This is a genomic window from Streptomyces sp. NPDC048185 (genome assembly GCF_043202495.1).
Taxonomy (GTDB): Bacteria; Actinomycetota; Actinomycetes; order Streptomycetales; family Streptomycetaceae; genus Streptomyces.
Window position 1 is genome coordinate 50305 of the sequence record NZ_JBIDAN010000011.1, and the last position, 18868, is coordinate 69172.

An 18868-nucleotide genomic window follows, 5' to 3' on the forward strand; every position below is an offset into this window, starting at 1 on the left:
CCACTCCCAGCGACGACCTCGGACAGCAGCATGATCCCCCGGATACAAAAGCGCGGGCAGCGCACCATCGGTCTCCTCTACTACCTCTACGGGCCCGGGAAGCACGAGGAGCACATCGACCCGCACCTGGTCGCCTCGTGGGACCACAACGCTCCCGACCCCGGCCGCGACCCGTCTGCCACCCTCAAGCAGCTCCAGCAGCTCCTGGACCAACCCGTCGAGAACATCGACCAGGCTGACCGGCCGAAGAAGCACGTGTGGCATCTGTCCGTCCGCAACAGTGCCGAGGACCGGATCTTGACCGACGAGGAGTGGGGCGAGGTGGCCCGCCGGATGGTCGCCGCCACCGGTATCGACTACCCCGAACAGGGCGCGGGCTGCCGGTGGGTGGCCGTCCGGCATGCCGACGACCACATTCACATCGTCGCCACGCTCGTCCGTGAGGACGGCTACAAGCCCGTCCTCGACCACGACGCCGCTCGCGCCCAGGCCCAGGCCCGCGCCTTGGAAGCGGAGCTGGGCTTGCGCCGGCTCAACAAGGGCGACGGCACCGCGGCCCAACGCCCCACCAGCGCCGAGCGCCACAAAGCCGAACGTCAGGGCCGCGAGCGCACCGCGCGGGAGGAGCTGCGCGAAACCGTGCGCCGCGCGGTGGCCGGCGCCAGCAGCGAGACCGAGTTCTTCGACCGGCTGGCCGCCGCCGGCCTGATCATCCGTAAGCGCGTCGCCCCCTCCGGCGACCTGCTCGGCTACAAGGTCGCCCTGCCCGACGACCGCAACAAGGACGGCGAACCGGTCTTCTACCCCGGCGCCCGCCTGGCCCCCGATCTGTCCCTGCCCCGTATCCGGGAGCGCTGGTCCGCCGACACTCGCGACCAGGACGCCACACCGGCAGACGTGCCCGCCCCTGCGGCGCCGAGCGACCCGGCCGCCGCCCGCCGACGCACGGCCTCGGCCGCGTGGAACGCGGTGCTCGTCATCGAGCACGGCGACGACGCCATCGCCGCCGCGTACATTGCCGCTGCCGGCGAGGTCCTGGACGCGCTCGCGAAGACCTCCGCGGCCCGCACCAGGCGCGAACTGCGTGACGCCGCCTTCGCGTTCGAGCGGGCCTCCCGCTCCCACGTCCGCGCCGAGCGTGGCCACGACCGAGCGCTGCGGCAGGCCGCCCGTGACCTCGTCTATAGCGGTCCGGCGTTGGGCCGCGGCGAGGACGGCGCGACCACCGCGATGGCGATCGACATGCTGTTCTTCCTCATCACCGCCGCCGCCCACTGGCACGCGAAGAAGAACCACGCCCAGCAGGCCGCCGCCGCCCGCCAGGCCGCCGAACATCTGCGCGCCGCCTACCAGGCCGCCGCCGCCCAACCCCTCGGTGCCCTCTACCAGCGAGGCCGGCGCCTGAGCCGGGCGCTGCGGCAGCGGCAGACGACGGTGCTGCGCACAGCGCTGCCGGAGTTGGCCGAGCAGATCCTCGCCGAGCCCGGCTGGTACGCGCTCGCCGCCACCCTCGCCGACGCCGAAGCCGCCGGCCACGACCCGGCCGCCCTGCTCGCCGACGCCGCGGGTCGGCGGAAGCTGGACACGGCGGAGTCCGTCAGCGACGTCCTGGTGTGGCGGCTGCGCCGGGCAGCGGACCTGCCTGCGGATACCACCGGCATGGTGCCCGACGCTCACGCCGCACAGCGCTCGGCACAGCGCGCCGGGCAGCACATCCCCGGACAGGCCCGGCCTGGGCGTGGCCGGTCGTGACTGTGGACTTTGTGAATTGAACAGGTCAGCGGACTTCGCGCACGATCATGACGCGTGCAGGACGAGACGAGGGAGGACACCGGGTGTTTCACCGGATACGACGACGCCGCCGCGCGGAAGAGGAAGAGTTCAGTGAGGTGCAGCGCCAAGCGTGCGAGGCGTGGCTGCGGATGGCCGACCAGGTGCCGCCGGTCCTGCACATGCAGGAGGAGCATCAGCTCGCGGAGCCGGCGCCGGTTGTGGACGACTTCCTCCCGCCGGAGCTGCGCGTCCCCAGCCACGACCAGCTCGACGGCCGGGCGATGCCCTGGCCGTGGCCGGTCGTCCTGGACGGCGAGGTCGTCGCCTGCGCCGAGTGCGGCGCCTATCGCGAGTGGCTCATCCTCTCCACCCACGACCAGGTCTGGCTGCGCTGCCAGGCCGGCCACGAGCAGCACGAGACCCGTCTCGACACCGCGTGGTTCAACCGACACTCCGGCCCGGGAGATGCCATCCACGCCACGTTCGAGGACTGCCTGCGGCACCTCGGCCACCGCTGACCTCCACTCCTTCGACCCCTTCTCGGGCCCACGGGCCCGCACTGTCCAACCGTCACCGAGCACCACAGGGGTCAGTTCACCCATGCGCGTTCGCCTCACCATCACTGCCCTCGGCCTCACCGCCGCCGCCCTCACCCTGCCCGCCTGCTCCGCCGGCACCAGCCAGGCGAAGTCCACCTCCCCGTCCTCCGCCCCCGCAGACCACCCGGCCACCACCAAGCAGAGCGACGCCCCGCTGTCGTCGGCCGCGCTTCAGCCCCGCCTGCTCGACGAGAGCGACCTCGGGTCCGACTACACCCGCAAGCCGGAGGGCACCTCCAGCCACGACGACGTCACCGTCACCGGCTGCCCCGCCCTGGAGAAGCTGGGCGGCGACGCGGCGGCCAGCGGCTCCCTCGACTTCCCCAACAAGGCGAAGGTGTCCTTCACCTACACCGGCGGCAGCGCCGGTTCGGAGGTCTCCGAGGAGCTGTACAGCGACACCTCCACGAAGCTGTCCGACGGCATCGATCGGATCTTCGACGCCATGACCGGCTGCCCGACCTACCAAGTCGTCTCCGGCAGCACCGCCATCGACGTCACGTCACAGAAGACGACCGCGCCCCGGCTCGGCGACCAGCAGTGGAGCCAGCTGATGACCTTCACCTCCGGTGGGCAGGACAGCGTCGTCAAGCAGACCGCGATACGTGAGGGAAGCCTGCTCCTCATCGTCTCTGGCGCGCCAGCCCTGGTCGGCCAGCATCTCGACAAGGCCCTCGCCAAGGCGACAGCAACCCGCTGACGCGCCCGCAACGGCGCTCTCGATCACCACGGTCGAGGGCGCCGTGTCGACCGAGGATTCAGAGCCTCCGGGTGAGCGTGTTGGGCGTCGCCGAGCAGCGGCCGGCCTAGGGTGGCGGGTCAGAGGGCCCTCGACTTGAACCGCCATACCGCGTGCTCCATCCCGCCCGGTTCGTGTCCGAGGGCGGCGGCGGCCTCCTCGTACACAGCTCGCAGCTCCTCGTACTGCAGGCCCGTGACGCCGGCATCCGCAGCGAAGGCCCGCAGGTGTACGTCCACAGCGACGTGCGATCGACCGAGGAGCTCACGGCCGTCCACAGCCGGTACGACAGTCTCCGGTCGACAACGCTGGGTCCTCCGGTGATGCCCCGCGGCCGGGTGGGGACGGCAAGCTGGACATAGCCCGTGCGCGACGCGACAAGGGCGAGAGCGTCACCAGCATTGCCAAGGCGCTGGGAGTCCACCGCGCCACCGTCTACCGCCACCTGGCAGAGAGGGCCTGAGAGAGGCGCGCAGGGGCGCAGTCAGGCGCTCACCTCGGAGTGCACCGGAACGGGCGGGCGCACTCCCGTGAGTGCCTCCGCTCGGGAGAGAAGGTGGGGCGCAAGGTCGGGGTACCAGCCACGGGCCACGGCTTGCAGCATCTCGGCCAGGGCCGCGAGTTCCCCGATTCGACCGGCGGGGGTGTCGAGGATGGCGGCGAACTCTTTGCGGATGCGGGCGGCTACGTCGGGTACAAGCAGGCTGTTGGCGTGGAGAAGCCCCGCGTCATAGCCGAAGGGCACCAGGCCCCACCGCTCCCAGTCCAGCAGGCACAGGGGCTCGGCGGTGAGGTTGCCCCAGTGCAGGTCACCGTGACCGGTCACCCGCTCCACGTTGGCGGGGGCCGGGATGCCGAGGAACTGGGGGAAGGCTCGTTCGATCCATCCGTCCCGGACGGTCGTCTTCACACCCTCCGCTTCAGCGAGCAGGGCAAGGGCTTGGCGAAGGTCCGCCCACCATTCGTCAGGCAGCGCCGGATCGTGGTCGATGTCGGCTCTGTCCGGGGACACCACAGGTTGCGTGAGGTAGTCCAGGACTTCGGCCTCGAAGGCCCACTCGCCGTCAGTCCAGTCGTGCACCCCGTGAAGGCGGGGGCGCGGGACGCCTTCGGGTAGGAGCTGGGAAGCCCCGACGATGCCCTCCCCCTGCTTTCTGCCCGCGTTCCTTTTCGCCGTCCGGCTCACCCGTAGCCACCGGTCCTCCGCTCGGCGTCCGAGGGTGACGCCGAGGAAGCCCCACGCCAGCGGCCCCGTGCAGCTGAGGCGCAGTGCCTTGGCCGCCCGGTCGTGGGCTGCCTCCATCAGGGCTCGTACCTCCTCATTCACCGGCGAGTTCATCCGTCACCCTCCTGAGTTCCTGGGCCGTCAGCGGCGCAGCCAGAGCCTTGGCCATATCGTCCCAGTGCTCGCGGGTGCTCGCGGAGGTGAGGACGACATCGAGGCCGGGGCACGAGCCAGCGGCCAGCAGGGCAGCGGCTGCGGCCGACAGGCCGGGGCGGATGAGGTTCACCAGTTCGGGTGTCATGGCGTCGAGGAGTTCGCCCCCGTGCAGGGGCGCGGAGCCGAACGTGATCAGCCCGGCGTCCTTCGCCTGTACCAGTGGTCCGCCGCCGTTCAGGGCCTGTGTGATCGGGGCATCCATGATCAGGCTGACGGGCATCTGCATGCCCGTGAAGTAATGCTCGGCGGAACCAGCCGCCTGGCGTGCGAGCGCGAGCAACTCGGCGACACTGAACGCTCCGGAGGTTAGGCCCGACCAGGTGGCGACGCCGTACCCACCGATCCTGCCCGCGTGGGCGAACTCCTCCAGCGCCGTGAAGGCTTCCCGCACACGCCCGTGCAGAGCGGCGCGGTCAAGGCCGTGCCCGTGGTGCTCGGGGTTGTGCACGAACACGAGGTCCACGCGCCCGAGCGCGGCCAAGGATCGCTCCGTCTGCCAGCGGACGAAGCCTCGCTCAAGGCTGTGCCTACCGGCCGCCTCTTCCCGGGTGAGCACGCCCTCAGCCAGGGCGCTGTGGCCTTGCTCCTCCGTGAAGAACCCCGTCTTCGTGGCTACCCGCACGGTCGGGTATTCCCCGAGCACCGGCCGCAGCTCCTCATGCGCCTGACCACGACCATAGTTGGGTGCCGTGTCCACCCAGGGGCTGCCGGCGGCCAGGGCGGTGCGTGCCGCCTGACTGACGGCACGCACGCGGTATGTCCCCAAGCAGAGCGCGGCGGTCACAGCGCCGTTCCCACGACTGCGACGGCGTGGCCGTCAATGAGGACGGAGACCAGTTCGGCCACCTCCTTGACCTCAAGCCCGGCGGAGTCGGCCACCTCCCCCAGCGTGGTCGGCTGGTTGGTCAACAGCGTGCCTAGCGCGGGCGCTGCGGACTCGGCGAAGTCCCACGCGGTACCGGCCGCCGAGAAGGTGACCGTGCCCTGTTCTCGGTTGGCCGTCAGGCGACCTCTCGGGGCGGTGAGCTTGACCGTGATCTCTCTCCGTGCGGGGAGTCCGTCCACGTAGGGCAGGGACGGAATCGCGTGGCCCAGGTCGGTCGTGTCGATCGACTCCGCCCACCGCTCCACGAGGCGGGGGTCCGCCATCATGTCGGCCACCTCACGGCGTACGGCGTCGATGAAGTCCGACTGTTCCGCCAGCGAGCCGAAGCGCGGGATGTCCCTGCGCAGCGCGAGGGACGCCCGGAGCTGATCGACGACCCACAGCATCAGGTCAGCGCCCGTGTGCGGGACCATGCCGAACGTGAGGTGAAGGGATTCCGTCCCCTGATCGGCGGTGACCGAGTGCCACCAGCCGCGCGGCAGATAGAGCACGTCACCCGGGGACAGAACGAGGTCCGCCACCGGGTCGCCCTGCGGCTCCTCCGGCGACTCCACGTCCCGGAAGGTGGGCGCCTCACGGGTCATCCCCCACAGGCGCCACCGCTTCGAGCCATGCAGTTGCATCACGACGACATCGTGGTCGTCCCAATGCCGGCCGAAGCCCTCCCGCTCGGTCCACGAGGCGTACACGTTGGCCTGCACAGAAGTCCCGAGGAAGCGTTCCAGCCCCTCCGCAGCCGCCCCCACGGCGGGGTGGATCTTCTCCACCGCGTCGAGGACCAGCGACGCCCCGTCCCTGAGCTGGGCGTGGAAGTCGGACGGCTGGATACGGGACCAGGTGACCGCGCGGCGGTTCGTTGTCGGGATCGCGTAGCGGTGCAGCGGCACCATCTCGCCGTCAGCCGACAGGCGCAGCCGGGGCGGCTCCAGCCGCTGCGTGGCAATGATCCGGTTCAGGTCGTCCCAGGAAAACAGACCCGCCGCGTCGGCGACCCCGGGGAAGTGCGCGTACGAGCGGTGGTACGTCTGGGCGAGGAACCTGTCCCCGCCCAGACGCCCCGCCCACGAGGCTGCATCAAGCAACGCGGGCGCTCCCGTCAGTCGTTGCCGTCGGAACGGCCACTGCTGACGTCCGACTCCTGCTCGGCACGCGTGCGCGCGGCCACGATCTTCCGCTTCGCGACGAGCAGTCCACCCCCCTCGGGGGCGGCCGACGTGGTGTTCTCTTCCACCATCGGGCTTACCTCTCTCTTCTCGGGGACTCCCACCGGGATTCCGGCAGGAAGCAAAGGGACAGCGACGAGCGCGGCGGACGCCGACCTTGGTGACGACGGGCGCCCCGTGCACCGAGGGCACGCGCACGGCGGGTACTTGGTCGGCAAGCCAAGATCACCGGGATGCGGTGGTTCACCTGCACCATGCGCACCGGGTCGTACATCCGGCGCCCCTCGTATGACACCCGGAGAGTCATGCGCCCGGTCGTCATGAGCGCACACCAGCGTCAGGGCCGAACCTCCGCCGGTACCCCAGCCGCCACCCCACGCCGTAGCGGACCCACTTTTCGTTTCGCTCGGTCGCTGCCATGGGGGAAATCATTGGCCTACAAAGCGACGGCTGTGTAGTTCTTTCCCGTCATGGACTAAAGATCATGAACGGCAGGCGGCGGACCACTCTGCCAACAAGGCTCGCGCTTCGTCCCCGAACAGCGCATAACCCTCCAGTGTGGAGAAAAGTTCCAAGTGCATTTCGATGTCGCGTGGATCTCTCAGGATCACGACACCGGTGGTGTTCTCCACGGTGGCCAGGGTGTCGTCATAGATGGTGAAGGTGTCCATCGGAGCCATGGGCTTGTATCCCGCGATGGGGATGACGCCGAGCTTCACGTTCGCAAGGTGGGTCAGTGAGGCCAGCCGGTCAATCTGCATCGCCATCGCAGCCGGGGGCAGGAGTGGCCACCTCACTGCCTGCTCGGTAAGAATGAAAGTGAACCGCTTCTCCGTGTTGTAAAGAACCTCCTGCCGCTCCAGCTTCCTCGCGATCGTCTTGGTTACATCAGCCGGAGAATGGGCAAGGCTGGCGCGGATGTACTCAGGGGTGGACAGCAGTCCTGTAATCATCGAGAGCAGGAAGAAGCGGAACTCCGTGGACGAGGATTCAAGGGCGGCAAGTTCAGTCTGTTTCTTCTCCAGGCCCCTACGTCGGAGCGAGCGCAGGTCTTGCCATTCGGTGTTGGCCAGCCTCGCGAGGGCAACGACCTCCTCGATGACCTCGGGTGGAGCCACCACGGCCCGGAGGATCCTTTCCAGATCCAGCAGACTCGGCTGGACTTTCCCATTCTCGATCCGACTGATCTTCGATTGGGACATGTTGCAACGCCGAGCGAGCCGGTCCCCAGTGAGGCCGGCTCGCTTGCGTAGTTCTTTCAGCAGGGCCGCCAGTTCCTGTTTTGGCTGCCCGAGCTGCTCAGGATCGAACGTCACCCGCTGCTCACGTACTCCAGGAACGGCACGGATTCGGCAATGGCAATCCGCTTCCACTGCCGGTAGGGCTCCGGGTCGCCCCCGTACAGCTCGCGGTTTATCTGTGTCCCGTCCGACCGGTAGTTCATCAGGACCACCTTGGACTCGTCGAACATCCAGAAGTCCTGATCTGGAAGTCCCGGGTTCTCCCGGTCGGTGAGGTCGAGGATACGGATGTCCTCGCCCGCCTTCACGTGGTGCCGGTAGTAGTACTCGAATTCGAACCGAAGGTAGTCCGAGAGCGGGCGGGTCACGACGTGCACCCTGCCGACTCTCTTTCCTTCCGAGGCCCACTGCCGGACCTCATCCATCCAGGCCGATGTGTAATCGTCCGGCGACTTCTCCCCGGCGAGGAATCGCTTCAGCTTCTCCGCTTCCTGGGGCATGGTGTAGACGGGCAGCGTCTCCAGCCTCCACGCCTCACGCTCCATGGAATCGAAGCAGTCGTTCCAGGCGTCACCATCCAAGTGCATGGAACGCCTCCCTGAGAACCGCCTCCGGGATTTCCACAAGCCCTTCCCCTGCGGGCGGGGTGAAGGCGTCGGACACGTCACCCTGCACCACGAACGACCCCGCGGCCGTGCGGTACACGTTCGGGCAGTCCTTCTCTCCGCACTCGCCGTTGCCATTGCCCGTGAGCCGGGTGAGTGCCGAACGCTCGGACATGCCAAACCCCCTTGCTCTGGCCCCGATTGGGCCGCCTGCCCACGACGTTAGAGGGGGCGGGGCGCAGCGTCTATGCACGAACACGACTATGCGTGTCCTCGCATAAACCCGTGCGGCCGAAGGACCGCAGCCGAAGGGGAGGAAGAGGAGCGGCAGGGTGCGGGGGCTGACTGAGGGACCCCGTCCTACCTGCTCCCGGCAGCAGGCCACCCCGGTGCAGGCTGCCTTCAGGGCCGCCTACCACCTCCCGCCCGTGAACGCGGTAGCGGTCGGCACGGACAACCCCGACCACCTGCGAGAGCTGACCAACGCCCAGAGCTTCGCGGTGGACGAGGAGGCCGTCCGCCGCTACCGCAGCCTCCTGCGCAACCGCCGTCAGGAGTGAAGCTCGGCGATGAGCCGCGCCGCCTCCTTCCGGGCGGGCTCCAAGCGGGGATCCTGGGGATGGGCGTGCGGTCCTACGACCTTCGCACAGAAGAACAGGGCCATCAGCCGGCCAGACCTGCTCTCCAGGTCTGGCCGACGCTCCGCCCACACTCGTTGTGCCAGGGCGGGGACGGCGAGGGAGTTCCCCCAGAGGGTGGCCGCGTCCAGTCCGCGCGGCACCATCCCCCAATCCTCCCAATCGATGATGCAGAACTCGGGCCCGGTCACGTTCGCCCACGTCAGATCCGCATGTGCTGGCGTCCACTCATCCACGGTGGCGTCTACTTCGGGGAAGACTGCTCGGATCGTCCCAGTCACCAGTTCCTGGGTGGCCGTCTCTGTGTCCGGAGTGGCTAGGCGGTGCGTGCGCTGCGCGGCGAGTGCGTCCAGCGAAGCATTGAGTGCCGCCCACCAGCCGTCCGACAGTTGAGGATCCTCGATCACCAGAGCGGCTTGCCCAACGGGCGGGGCGGTGACCAGCACCATTTCGTCTGCCCGCCACATCACCGGCTCGTCCCGCTCGCGCCACGCCAGCCCCGCGTACCACTTCGGCATAGACACTCCATGCAAGACCGCTGCGGCCTCGGTGCCGTTCCAGCCCTGTGCTCCGATCCGGTCGAAGCTGCGCCGCTCAACCCTCACCCACGTTCCACGGTCCGTCCGCGCCCCAACCGAGCGCCGCTTGCACACCACGGTGTCACGGAGCAACTGCATTTGAAGGGACCGCTCCACGTGTTCGAGAACGTCATCAACCGGCTCAACACGCAAGTCCACGGCCCGTGCACCAGGCGAAGAGAGCGTCATCTGGACTCCTTGGGCCCTCGCTGTGGGGTCGGGGCGATCTGCCGTCAGGTGAAAGCACCCGTAAGTTGATTAATGTAGTGGGTGATGTGCGGCATCCTGTGCGGCAGTTGATCGAGCGGGGAGAGGCGGAGCGCCTGGCATTCGCCCCTTCGTTGCACACGAACGTCCCGAGCGTCGTCGCTGACAAGCGCCTGCGGGACTACGGACGGGTTGATCAGCCCATAATTGGAGTCAGTGCCGAGCGACCCGGCGCATCGCACCCGCCCCGGGTGCACTCACCGCGATCGGAGAGCATCGTGAAGAACAGCGCGTTGTGGCGAGTGGTTGACAACGAGAGTGGTACCCAGTCCATCGTCAGCTCGCCCTCCGAGGCGGTCGCGTTCGTCAACAGCCGGTTCGACACCGATGACGACGACGAGCCGTTCAGCATCACCGAGGTCGGTCCTCTCCTTCCGAAGCCGCTCGGGGTCATCACTGCATGGGCTGCCGAGAAGGACGGCGAGCGAACCGACGGGCGTACTGCCCCGATCACCATCAGGCCGGTTGTGACGGACAACGCCAGCGAGTGCGATGACGTCGTGCTCTGGGGCGACGTGTACGTCTCCTGGGACCACGACATGTACACCGTCGAGGAGACGGACAGCTCCGAGTACAGCGAGGCTTACAGCGCAGCCGAGTTGAGCGCGATCCTCGACGAGTACGCCGATGACTACGAGTACGCGCCTGAAGGGCCTGAAGGGCCCGACAGCCACAGGTGGCCGAAACCGGAAGAGTTGATCACCTACGGCGCCCAGGAGTGCGCCAAGCGGTTCGGGCACCTCGACGACGACGCCCTGCTGTGGCTCGCTGCCACCCGCATCACGCTCGCCGTGTGGCGCAACACACCCGTCGAGAACTGGCATGCCGGGGAGAGTCCGCTGCACGACGGCACAATGATGCGGATCAACGCGGCAACCACCCGACTCGTGCGCTCGATGCTGTCGTTCGACCATGTCGACTGGATCGGTCTCGGTCTCGCGATCGTCAACCCGTCCCGGGTTCTACCGACCGGGCAGTCTGTGCTCGAGCTCGGGCTGGCCTGCCACAACCCTGACGACCCGGCACACGAGGATGATCCGCGCGTAGAACTCGCGGAGATGGCACAGGTCGCGATCTCATGGGGGCGAAGGTACTGCCTTAGCGAGAAGGAGTTCGGTCTGCGAACCCTGGTCGAATCCTTGTGCGCGTTCGACAACGGCTGGTTCGGAGCACCGAGTTGGGGGCGCATCGTCGATCGGTTCCTTACGGCTGTCGACGACCGGGAGAATGCGCACTGGCGCATACACCGGGACAAGCCTTGGTTCGACGAGTGGTTCACCAACCGGCCGGCCGACATTGCGGACACCACGGAATTTCGTCGGCTGCTCTTTGCCGGGCCCGACCTGCTGTCCGAGGAGGCCGCCGAATGGTGCGTGGATGGCGCCATCGGCTACGTCTGTCAGGACGACCACGCAAACGGCTGCCCGCTGTGCGGTATCCCGCTGGCAACGGAGTCCTCAAACGAGTGACGGCAGTGGCCAGCGATTCTCAATCCCGTGTCAGTTCGGCCAGTCACATGACAGCGCGACTGAGAAAATGACACGGGATCTGAGAACCTACAGGGCCGCTTCATGTCCGTTGACACGATCTACCCGCCGATGCTGGCAGCACTGGAGGAAGACGTATGACCGAGCAAACGGCACAAGAGCGACCGGGCATCGCAGCCGCGATCGTGGTACAGGACGGCGCCGTGCTCATGGTTCGCCGCCGGGTCGCGGAAGGTCAACTGTCTTGGCAGTTCCCGGCGGGCGAGATCGAGGGGACGGAGACCCCTGAACAAGCAGCCGTGCGAGAGACGAGCGAAGAGGTCGGCATGGAGGTGACCGCTCTCAAGGTCCTCGGAGAACGGGTTCACCCCAAGACTGGCCGGAAGATGACCTACGTGGCCTGTGTCGTAGAGTCCGGCGCTCCTTACGTGGCGGACGACGATGAACTGGCTGAGGTGGCATGGGTCCGGCATGCCCAGATTCCCGCGTACGTGCCATACGGCCTCTTCGACGCGGTGCAGGTATATCTCGACGCCGCACTGAGCCGGTAACACCTCGGTGCGTGCCGCGGACGGAGGACGAGGCAGCTTCGGGTAATCAGACCGCCCTCCCGACGAGCTAAGGAACTGGTCGTGGACACTGAAATCGGCCTGATCTGCCTGCGGTTGGTTAGCGTGGCTTCGCCATTGCCTCGTCGACCAAGTGTTCACTCATGGAGTGCCAGGGCTTCAGGTTGTATAACTCTCGTACCACCTTCGTGTCACCCACGGACCGCGCTCGGCGGCCGACGCCTCATTTGTGTGCGTCCGGTGGCGTAAGACGCTGCCGCCATGGGTGGTCCGGCACGGTTACTGCGATGGCGTTCGCCAACCAAATGCGTTGAGGTTCGCCGAGCAGCGGCAGTACCGCTTCGAAGTCTGTCTCATCCTTCTCCCGTGTCGCCTTCGCCTTGTAGTAGAGCTGCACCTCGGGCGCCAGGTAGGGGATACCAGTCCCGCTTCTTCGTCCCAACCGCTCGATCGGAAGCCGGATCCGTGGGGTACGCCGGGAGACCCAATGGGTGCCCTCCGCCTCGTCCAGCATGAGCTGCACGGACCAGGGTGCCTCAGGCGTGCGTCGGCACCAGATGTCGTGGAGGGGCGGCTGAAGAGTCTCCCCAGAACGCCACGGGCGCAGCCGCCCCATGCCAGGTGGGTCCGCCACGTACAGGTCCCAGTCGGTCAAGAGATCGCGCACGCGAGCTTGGTCCCGTCGGAGGACGAGGACATCGAGATCGCCGTGCGGGCGTAGCTCACGGCCGACGGCGAGTTCGATCGCGTACCCGCCAGCGATCCACCACGGGAAGTCGGCCGCAGCGAACATGACAGCTAGATCTTCGGGACGAGCCGGCACCCAGCGCCCCACTCCCTCAGTACTCACCTGTCCATGCTCTCAGTGAACGAGGCCCCGGAAGGGAAATCCGACGTAGGCCAGCCATACACAGAGGCCAGCTATGGGGTGAGCCGGTTCGGCCCGCGGAAGAGGAAGGTGGCCTCGCGGATCGACTCCAGTCCCAGCAAGACCATGAGCACGCGGCCAAGGCCCATGCCCAGCCCGCCGTGCGGCGGGCACCCGTACCGGAACGCGTTCAGGTAGTCCTGCATCGGCTCCGGACTCATGCCCTTCTCCACGGCCTGCTTCAGCAACACGTCGTAGCGGTGCTCACGCTGGGCGCCGGTGGTGACCTCCAGCCCCTTCCAGAGCAGGTCGAAGCTCAGGGTCACGCTCGGGTCGTCGGCCGGCCGCATGTGGTAGAAGGGCCGGATGCCCACGGGGTAGTGGGTGATGAACACGAACTCGTGGCCGGTGGCCTGCTGGATGTGGGCGCTGATGCTCCGCTCGCCCTCCGGGTCCAGGTCCTCCTTGGTTCCTTCCGAGTCCCAGCCGCCCTTGCGCAGGATGTCATGCGCCTCGGCCATGGTGATGCGGGGGAAGGGCGTCGTGGGAACGGTGATCTCCACACCGAACTGCTCCCGGACCGCATCGCCGTGGGCGTCGGCGACCTTAGTGATGGCGTGGGCGAGCATCTGCTCCTCGAACGCCATAACGTCCTCGACGCCGTCAATCCAGGCCAGCTCGACGTCGACGCCGGTGAACTCGGTGGCGTGCCGGGAGGTGAACGACGGCTCTGCACGGAAGACGGGGCCGATCTCGAAGACCTTCTCGATTCCGGCCGAGATCGCCATCTGCTTGTAGAACTGCGGCGACTGTGCGAGATAGGCGCTGCGGCCGAAGTAGCCGAGCTCGAAGACCTCCGCTCCGGACTCCGAGGCGGTGCCCATGAGCTTGGGGGTGTGCATTTCCGTGGCGCCCTGGGCATAGGCGTACTCGCGCATCCCCTGCTCCAGGGTGGTCTGCACGGCGAACATCAGCTGAGCGGCGGGACGGCGGCGTACGTCCAGGAACCGCCAGTCCAGGCGGTGCTCCAGGCTGGTGTGCTCGTCGATGGGCAGCGGTGTCGCGGCCCGGTTCAGGATCTCGACCCGCTCCGGGATGATCTCCAGGCTGTGGAGCTTCACGATCGGGTTCTCGACGACGCGGCCGGTGATCCGCACCGCGGACTCCGGCGTGAGCTGCTGCAGGGCGGCCTCGATGTCGTCGCCTGCGCCGCCGCGCCGGTGGGTGACCTGCACCATGCCCGTGTGGTCGCGTACGACGACGAACTGGACCTTACTCAGCAGGCGCAGAGTGTGCGCCCAGCCCGACACGGAAACGGTTCGACCCAAGTGCTCGTGCAGGTCAGATACCAGTACACGATCGGTCGTATGGATCATCGCAGCCCTCCAGGGCGTCATGGTGATCCCTTGGGGGCGCGGGCGAGAAGGGGACTCGCGGTTCCACCACGCCTTCACCACCACTCGACAGTGGCGGCCTCATTCGTGGCCGGTAACGGGGCCAGCCGGCGGGGCATGGGACCACATGGCCGTTCCTCCCCGCACTCAGGAGGGTCTTCACCCCGGGGCGCGAGGCTGCCTTCCCAGCTGCCAGCAGCTCTCTCGGCTCGCGTGATCCCGGGCTACTCGTCTCCGTCATCGCGTTGTGACGGAGGATAGCGAGCCAGGGCCTCGAGACGACAGCGAGATTTCTGCTAGGTCGTGATCGTGCCAGTGGGCAGGTTCGGAAGCAGGTGCGGCCACCTGACGATCAACGGCGCCAGGAAGGAGGAGGTGTAGTCGCACTGATGATGACGCTACCCGGGGCGCAGCCTACGGGGCTCAGTCAGCGAATGGACGGACACGGATCCGCGTGACAATTTCCGTGGCGCCGGGAAACACAGCTCCCCCATCCTGACGGAATGCCCGACATCATCACCTCGCGCCTTCAGTACAACGCCACAGCGGTACGCCCAGACTGGAAGGACCTCCCACAAGACGTTCGCCAGCTCATCACCCGACGCCTCGGAGGCTCAGTACAGGCCGGGCGCAGCGCAGGGAGCGGATTTACCAGCGGCTTCGCCGCTGTACTGCGCGGGGCCTTCGGACCTCTGTTCGTCAAGGCGGTCAAGAGCCTGGACAACAGCGTGGTCGCCGACTCCTACCGCAGGGAAGCGTTGATCAACCAGGCGCTCCCGGCAGAGATTCCCGCGCCACGCCTGCAGTGGATTGAGGAGCACGACGGATGGGTCGTTCTCGGCATCGACGCTGTCCCCGGTGGCCGCATGCCCACCACACCGTGGAAGTCTGATGAGCTCACGGCCACTCTCGACGCGTACAGGATCACAGCAGAGGCACTCTCCACCCCACCCACGGCACTCCAGCATGTGGGCCTCAAGCCGGTGGGTGACGGCGGTGACTTCGCCGACTGGCGCAACGTCGCCCGAGGCGCCACGTCCACGAACGCCCTGCCTTCCTGGGTACCACTCGACCTACTGGACGTGCTGGCCAGCCTGGAAAGCGGATGGCGGGAGGCCGTCGCAGGCAATGCCGTCCTCCACCACGACCTACGACAGGACAACGTGCTGATCGATGCGTACGGCGCCGCGTGGATCTGCGACTGGAACTGGCCCTGCCTGGGTGCGAGCTGGTTCGACCTCGTCCTGCTCCTGGCCACCGCCTACGCCGACGGACACGACGCCACCGCCCTGTTCACCCAGCACCCCACCGCCCGCGGAGTCGCCGACGAACAACTCGATGCGGCGCTCGCCGCTCTCTCCGGTTTCTTCCTCACCTCCGGCGGACAGCCCGCAGCAGACTGGTCACCGCATCTTCGCCAGCACCAGACGTGGTGCGGAGAGGTCACACTGCGATGGCTGGCCAACCGGCGTGGTTGGGTACTCTGACCTGGGGCCCACCCGTTCAGTGTTCTACAGACGGCCCGCTCAGCTCAGGCCGAGGGCGGTGCTGTCAGGACGCCGCTCGGGATCCACTTGCGCAACACGTCGGGTACCTCCACCGTGCCGTCGGCCCGCTGGTGCTGCTCCAGCAGCGCGGGCACAAGCCTGCTCGTGGCCAGACCTGAGCCGTTCAGCGTGTGGACGAACGTCGACTTCCCCTGTTGGGGCCGGTAACGGATGTTGCCACGCCTCGCCTGGTAATCGCGGGCATTCGACACCGAGCTGACCTCGACGTACGCCTCGATGCTCGGCAGCCACACCTCGACGTCGTACGTCTTGGCCATCGCTGCGCTGGTGTCCCCGGCCGCGAGTCGCGTGATCCGATAGTGCAGGCCCAGTCCCTTTACCAAGTCCTCCGCTCTGCCGAGAAGCTCCTGGTGTGCGGCGTCCGAGGCGTCCGGGTGGGTGAACTGGAACAGCTCGACCTTGTTGAACTGGTGACCGCGCAGGGTCCCCCGCTCAGCCGTGCGATAGCCGCCGGCCTCCTTGCGGTAGCACGGCGTGTACGCGACGTACTTCCGAGGCAGCTCCGACTCGGGCAGCGTCTCGTCCCGGTGCAGATTGACCAACGCTGTCTCCGCGGTCGGTAGCAGGAACCGCTCCGGACCGTGCTCCCCCTGCTCCAAGGCGAAGACCTCGTCCGCAAACTTGGGGAACTGGCCCGCCGTGTACCCGGCCGCGAAGGTCAGGATGTGCGGCGGCAGCACGAACTCGTAACCGTCCCGCACATGGGCCTCCAGGAAGTGGTTCAGCAGCGCCCACTCCAGGAGCGCGCCGTCGCCCCGGTAGATCCAGAAGCCGCTGCCGCCGAGCTTCGTGCCCCGCTCAAAGTCGACCAAGCCCAGAGTCCGAGCGAGCTCCACATGGTCCCTGGGCGTGAAACCGAACTCCGGACGCTGGCCGGCTTCACGAATGACCTCGTTGTTCTCCTTGCCTCCGGCCAGCACGTCCGCGTCGGGTAGGTTCGGCAGCGGATCAAGGAAGACCTGACGCGCCTGCTCCAGTTCGATGAGCCGCGCCTCCACGGCAGTCAGCTGCTCGCCCACGGCCGATGCTTCACCGTGCAGACTTGCCACGCCCTCCCCAACCCGCTGCCGTTTCGCGATCTCGCCCGAGATCCTCTTGCGCTCCCCACGGAGGCGTTCCATCTCAGCCCGCACCTGTCGGTAGTCGTCGTCCAGTCGAAGAAACTCGTCGAGGTCGACGTGGACCGCCCGCTTGGCTAGCGCCTGCTGGACACGGACTGGGTTCTGGCGAATCAGGGTGACATCGATCATCCTGCCGTGCTCCATTCGATCAGTCATCATGACGTGATCCCTTGGGAGCGCGGGCGAGAAGGGGCAACTCGCGGTGCCACCGCGCCTTCGCCACCAGCAGATGGTGGCCTCATTCAGACCCGGTCACGGGGATCAACCGGCGGGGCATTGGACCTCCCCTGAGGCCGTTCCTCCCCGCACTCGGGAGGGGATTCACCCTGGGGCGCGAGGCTGCCTTCCCAGCTGCCAGCAGCTCTCTCGGCTCGCGTGATCCCTGGCTACTCGTCTCCGTCAACGCGTTGCCCGGAAGAATAAGTACGCGGCGATCGGGTCCGCAATCGAGAAACGCTTAGCGGCTCCCGCAGCGTCCAGGCTTCCCCTTTGCCCACGGCCGCGGATGCCCAAGACGTCCTCGCCGTCGCTGCCATATCCTCCCCAGGTGGCAACGACCAAGGTTGACTGGGCGTACGAACTGGCTGGTGAGCTGCTGAGTAGCAGCCTCCCGCGCAGGTGGGCACACTCGCAGGGCGTTGCCGCTTGCGCCCAGACGCTGGCGCCGCTGGCCGGTAACAGCGCCGAGGTGCTGGAAGCCGCTGCCGTGCTGCATGACATCGGCTACGCGCCCCCGCTCGCCTCTACCGGATTCCATCCGCTGGACGGAGCACGGTACCTCCGTGACGTGCACGCGGCGGAGGGACGGGTTGTCCGCCTGGTCGCGAACCACTCGTATGCGCTGCTCGAAGCCGAGGAGCGTGGCCTCCGGACTGATCTGGCCGACGAGTTCCCCCTCCTGGATGATCCGCTCCTCGTGGACGCGCTGGTCTACTGCGACATGACCACGACGCCGGACGGCCGACGGACGACGCCCCATGAGCGGCTGCAGGAGATCTTGGGCCGCTACGGCGAGGACAGCGTGGTCGGGCGTTTCATCCGCCGGGCCGCCCCGCACATCCACGCGAGTGTGGATCGGGTGCGGGCGGCAGCGGTCGAGGCCGGCGTAGAGCTGTAAGTCCGAGCGGTCAGCCGAGGTAGGGGTAAGCCCCGGTCAGGTAGTGGCCAATCTGCTCGTGCATGCTCGGGTGGATGTCGAGCTTGTCCAGGTCGTCCGGGTGAACCCAGCGCACGCCGTCGGCCTCCTCATTGACGGTGGGCTTGCCCCCTACGGGGCGGCCGATGTATACGGCCTCGTACTGCTGCCGGATCTCACCGTCGGTGTACTCGATGATGTGCTCCGGGTTGGAGTAGACGCCGAGGAAGCCGGTGACCTCCGCGACGATGCCGGTCTCCTCCTCGCACTCACGGACGGCACACTGCGCCGGGCTCTCGCCGATGTCCTGGGCTCCTCCGGGCAGGGCCCACTGGCCGGTGTCGCGGCGCCGCTGGAGAAGGATGGCGCCTTCGTCGTTGACCACAAGCAGGTTGCTGGCGGGGATAAGGGTGTTGGCCTTGGGGGCCTTGGGGTCGTGGTAGTACTCGGTCCTGCCCACGGCAGTGCTACTCCTGTCTGTCGGGCGCCCAGGGGCGCGCAGATGCCCACACGGCCTCGAAGCTGTCGCCGTACCGCTGGAACCACTCCCCGCCGTCTATGTTGCGGAGCTGGAGTAGCGGGTTGGCGCTGGCCGGCTGGCCCCAGATGTGCGGGTTGACCATGAGGTGGTCGTCGTAAGGGTGAACATGGACGAACGATGGCACTCCGGTCTGACAATCGGGGCGAGATCGTGGAACGCATCGTCTGGGCAGGCAAGATGGCACTGCTGGTGGTGATTACGGGTTCTGTCGCCGCTGTCGTCACATACTGCCGTCACGGTCCGAACCCCTCAGCG

Annotated in this window: 22 protein-coding genes; 9 read left to right on the plus strand and 13 right to left on the minus strand. The window is 67.5% G+C overall.

Going from position 1 to position 18868, the window contains the following annotated elements:
• Positions 1 to 30 precede the first annotated feature (30 nt).
• From ACGF3H_RS27795 to ACGF3H_RS27805, 3 genes are all read left to right on the plus strand, one after another.
• The gene (locus tag ACGF3H_RS27795) at positions 31 to 1752 is read left to right on the plus strand and encodes a relaxase/mobilization nuclease domain-containing protein (protein ID WP_362491042.1); all 1722 of its coding nucleotides are present in this window, start codon (positions 31 to 33) and stop codon (positions 1750 to 1752) included.
• A gap of 83 nt (positions 1753 to 1835) precedes the next feature.
• Positions 1836 to 2291, plus strand: coding sequence for a hypothetical protein (locus ACGF3H_RS27800; RefSeq protein ID WP_362491045.1), 456 nt, complete (start codon positions 1836 to 1838; stop codon positions 2289 to 2291).
• A gap of 82 nt (positions 2292 to 2373) precedes the next feature.
• Positions 2374 to 3072 (plus strand): hypothetical protein, encoded by a 699-nt coding sequence (locus ACGF3H_RS27805; protein ID WP_362491047.1) that lies wholly within the window; start codon positions 2374 to 2376, stop codon positions 3070 to 3072.
• A 119-nt stretch (positions 3073 to 3191) separates the two neighbouring features.
• Here the strand turns inward: ACGF3H_RS27805 and ACGF3H_RS27810 are convergent, their stop codons facing one another.
• The gene (locus ACGF3H_RS27810) at positions 3192 to 3350 is read right to left on the minus strand and encodes a hypothetical protein (RefSeq protein ID WP_362491050.1); all 159 of its coding nucleotides are present in this window, start codon (positions 3348 to 3350) and stop codon (positions 3192 to 3194) included.
• A 119-nt stretch (positions 3351 to 3469) separates the two neighbouring features.
• On the opposite strand from ACGF3H_RS27810, the gene ACGF3H_RS27815 reads away from it, so the two are divergent.
• On the plus strand, positions 3470 to 3574 hold the full coding sequence (locus ACGF3H_RS27815; RefSeq protein WP_362491354.1) for a helix-turn-helix domain-containing protein: 105 nt from the start codon (positions 3470 to 3472) through the stop codon (positions 3572 to 3574).
• Positions 3575 to 3595: 21 nt separating this feature from the next.
• Here ACGF3H_RS27815 and ACGF3H_RS27820 read toward each other — a convergent pair whose 3' ends face one another.
• The 7 genes from ACGF3H_RS27820 to ACGF3H_RS27850 all read right to left on the minus strand — a co-directional run bounded on the left by ACGF3H_RS27820 (position 3596) and on the right by ACGF3H_RS27850 (position 8622).
• Complete coding sequence (locus tag ACGF3H_RS27820) at positions 3596 to 4192, minus strand: phosphotransferase (RefSeq protein ID WP_362491053.1); 597 nt, start codon at positions 4190 to 4192, stop codon at positions 3596 to 3598.
• Between the two features lie 238 nt (positions 4193 to 4430).
• On the minus strand, positions 4431 to 5336 hold the full coding sequence (locus ACGF3H_RS27825; protein WP_362491055.1) for an aldo/keto reductase: 906 nt from the start codon (positions 5334 to 5336) through the stop codon (positions 4431 to 4433).
• The gene (locus tag ACGF3H_RS27830; protein WP_362491057.1) at positions 5333 to 6520 is read right to left on the minus strand and encodes a JmjC domain-containing protein; all 1188 of its coding nucleotides are present in this window, start codon (positions 6518 to 6520) and stop codon (positions 5333 to 5335) included. The genes ACGF3H_RS27825 and ACGF3H_RS27830 overlap by 4 nt, the downstream gene beginning before the upstream one ends.
• 14 nt (positions 6521 to 6534) lie before the next feature.
• Positions 6535 to 6672: a hypothetical protein gene (locus tag ACGF3H_RS27835; protein ID WP_006143122.1), complete on the minus strand. Its 138-nt coding sequence runs from the start codon at positions 6670 to 6672 to the stop codon at positions 6535 to 6537.
• Between the two features lie 411 nt (positions 6673 to 7083).
• Entirely contained in the window at positions 7084 to 7917 is an 834-nt protein-coding gene (locus ACGF3H_RS27840) for a helix-turn-helix transcriptional regulator (protein ID WP_362491060.1), read from the minus strand.
• Entirely contained in the window at positions 7914 to 8429 is a 516-nt protein-coding gene (locus ACGF3H_RS27845; RefSeq protein WP_362491062.1) for a DUF6879 family protein, read from the minus strand. The genes ACGF3H_RS27840 and ACGF3H_RS27845 overlap by 4 nt, the downstream gene beginning before the upstream one ends.
• Positions 8413 to 8622 carry a hypothetical protein gene (locus ACGF3H_RS27850; RefSeq protein WP_362491066.1) on the minus strand — a complete coding sequence of 70 codons (210 nt, stop codon included), beginning with the start codon at positions 8620 to 8622 and terminating at the stop codon, positions 8413 to 8415. Before ACGF3H_RS27850 ends, ACGF3H_RS27845 begins: the two co-directional genes overlap by 17 nt.
• Before the next feature lie 253 nt (positions 8623 to 8875).
• On the opposite strand from ACGF3H_RS27850, the gene ACGF3H_RS27855 reads away from it, so the two are divergent.
• Complete coding sequence (locus ACGF3H_RS27855; RefSeq protein ID WP_362491069.1) at positions 8876 to 9007, plus strand: hypothetical protein; 132 nt, start codon at positions 8876 to 8878, stop codon at positions 9005 to 9007.
• Here the strand turns inward: ACGF3H_RS27855 and ACGF3H_RS27860 are convergent.
• Positions 8998 to 9852: a hypothetical protein gene (locus ACGF3H_RS27860; RefSeq protein WP_362491071.1), complete on the minus strand. Its 855-nt coding sequence runs from the start codon at positions 9850 to 9852 to the stop codon at positions 8998 to 9000. The genes ACGF3H_RS27855 and ACGF3H_RS27860 overlap by 10 nt on opposite strands.
• A gap of 296 nt (positions 9853 to 10148) precedes the next feature.
• On the opposite strand from ACGF3H_RS27860, the gene ACGF3H_RS27865 reads away from it, so the two are divergent.
• Together ACGF3H_RS27865 and ACGF3H_RS27870 are read left to right on the plus strand one after the other, a co-directional pair.
• A complete protein-coding gene (locus ACGF3H_RS27865; RefSeq protein WP_362491074.1) occupies positions 10149 to 11399 on the plus strand; it encodes a hypothetical protein in 1251 nt (416 codons plus the stop codon).
• Between the two features lie 155 nt (positions 11400 to 11554).
• Entirely contained in the window at positions 11555 to 11968 is a 414-nt protein-coding gene (locus ACGF3H_RS27870) for an NUDIX hydrolase (protein ID WP_040896670.1), read from the plus strand.
• A 241-nt stretch (positions 11969 to 12209) separates the two neighbouring features.
• On the opposite strand, the gene ACGF3H_RS27875 is transcribed toward ACGF3H_RS27870, so the two are convergent.
• The gene (locus tag ACGF3H_RS27875) at positions 12210 to 12779 is read right to left on the minus strand and encodes a nucleotidyltransferase domain-containing protein (RefSeq protein ID WP_234519199.1); all 570 of its coding nucleotides are present in this window, start codon (positions 12777 to 12779) and stop codon (positions 12210 to 12212) included.
• A gap of 128 nt (positions 12780 to 12907) precedes the next feature.
• The gene (gene aspS / locus ACGF3H_RS27880) at positions 12908 to 14230 is read right to left on the minus strand and encodes an aspartate--tRNA(Asn) ligase (RefSeq protein WP_362491077.1); all 1323 of its coding nucleotides are present in this window, start codon (positions 14228 to 14230) and stop codon (positions 12908 to 12910) included.
• Between the two features lie 521 nt (positions 14231 to 14751).
• On the opposite strand from aspS, the gene ACGF3H_RS27885 reads away from it, so the two are divergent.
• On the plus strand, positions 14752 to 15735 hold the full coding sequence (locus tag ACGF3H_RS27885) for a hypothetical protein (protein ID WP_362491079.1): 984 nt from the start codon (positions 14752 to 14754) through the stop codon (positions 15733 to 15735).
• 44 nt (positions 15736 to 15779) lie between these two features.
• Here ACGF3H_RS27885 and serS read toward each other — a convergent pair whose 3' ends face one another.
• Entirely contained in the window at positions 15780 to 17066 is a 1287-nt protein-coding gene (gene serS, locus ACGF3H_RS27890; RefSeq protein ID WP_362491082.1) for a serine--tRNA ligase, read from the minus strand.
• Positions 17067 to 17484: 418 nt separating this feature from the next.
• Here serS and ACGF3H_RS27895 point away from each other — a divergent pair, with 418 nt between their 5' ends.
• Positions 17485 to 18054 carry an HD domain-containing protein gene (locus tag ACGF3H_RS27895; protein ID WP_392828466.1) on the plus strand — a complete coding sequence of 190 codons (570 nt, stop codon included), beginning with the start codon at positions 17485 to 17487 and terminating at the stop codon, positions 18052 to 18054.
• A 10-nt stretch (positions 18055 to 18064) separates the two neighbouring features.
• Here ACGF3H_RS27895 and ACGF3H_RS27900 read toward each other — a convergent pair whose 3' ends face one another.
• Complete coding sequence (locus ACGF3H_RS27900) at positions 18065 to 18532, minus strand: NUDIX hydrolase (protein ID WP_061915903.1); 468 nt, start codon at positions 18530 to 18532, stop codon at positions 18065 to 18067.
• Positions 18533 to 18868: the final 336 nt, after the last annotated feature.

Bases quoted from the DNA above. Each gene is read 5' to 3' on its own strand.
- ACGF3H_RS27860 (WP_362491071.1), bottom strand. From the start codon at position 9,852: ATGACGCTCTCTTCGCCTGGTGCACGGGCCGTGGACTTGCGTGTTGAG.
- serS (WP_362491082.1), bottom strand. From the start codon at position 17,066: ATGATCGATGTCACCCTGATTCGCCAGAACCCAGTCCGTGTCCAGCAG.
- ACGF3H_RS27805 (WP_362491047.1), top strand. From the start codon at position 2,374: ATGCGCGTTCGCCTCACCATCACTGCCCTCGGCCTCACCGCCGCCGCC.
- ACGF3H_RS27870 (WP_040896670.1), top strand. From the start codon at position 11,555: ATGACCGAGCAAACGGCACAAGAGCGACCGGGCATCGCAGCCGCGATC.
- ACGF3H_RS27885 (WP_362491079.1), top strand. From the start codon at position 14,752: ATGCCCGACATCATCACCTCGCGCCTTCAGTACAACGCCACAGCGGTA.
- aspS (WP_362491077.1), bottom strand. From the start codon at position 14,230: ATGATCCATACGACCGATCGTGTACTGGTATCTGACCTGCACGAGCAC.
- ACGF3H_RS27850 (WP_362491066.1), bottom strand. From the start codon at position 8,622: ATGTCCGAGCGTTCGGCACTCACCCGGCTCACGGGCAATGGCAACGGC.
- ACGF3H_RS27835 (WP_006143122.1), bottom strand. From the start codon at position 6,672: ATGGTGGAAGAGAACACCACGTCGGCCGCCCCCGAGGGGGGTGGACTG.
- ACGF3H_RS27795 (WP_362491042.1), top strand. From the start codon at position 31: ATGATCCCCCGGATACAAAAGCGCGGGCAGCGCACCATCGGTCTCCTC.
- ACGF3H_RS27845 (WP_362491062.1), bottom strand. From the start codon at position 8,429: ATGCACTTGGATGGTGACGCCTGGAACGACTGCTTCGATTCCATGGAG.
- ACGF3H_RS27875 (WP_234519199.1), bottom strand. From the start codon at position 12,779: ATGTTCGCTGCGGCCGACTTCCCGTGGTGGATCGCTGGCGGGTACGCG.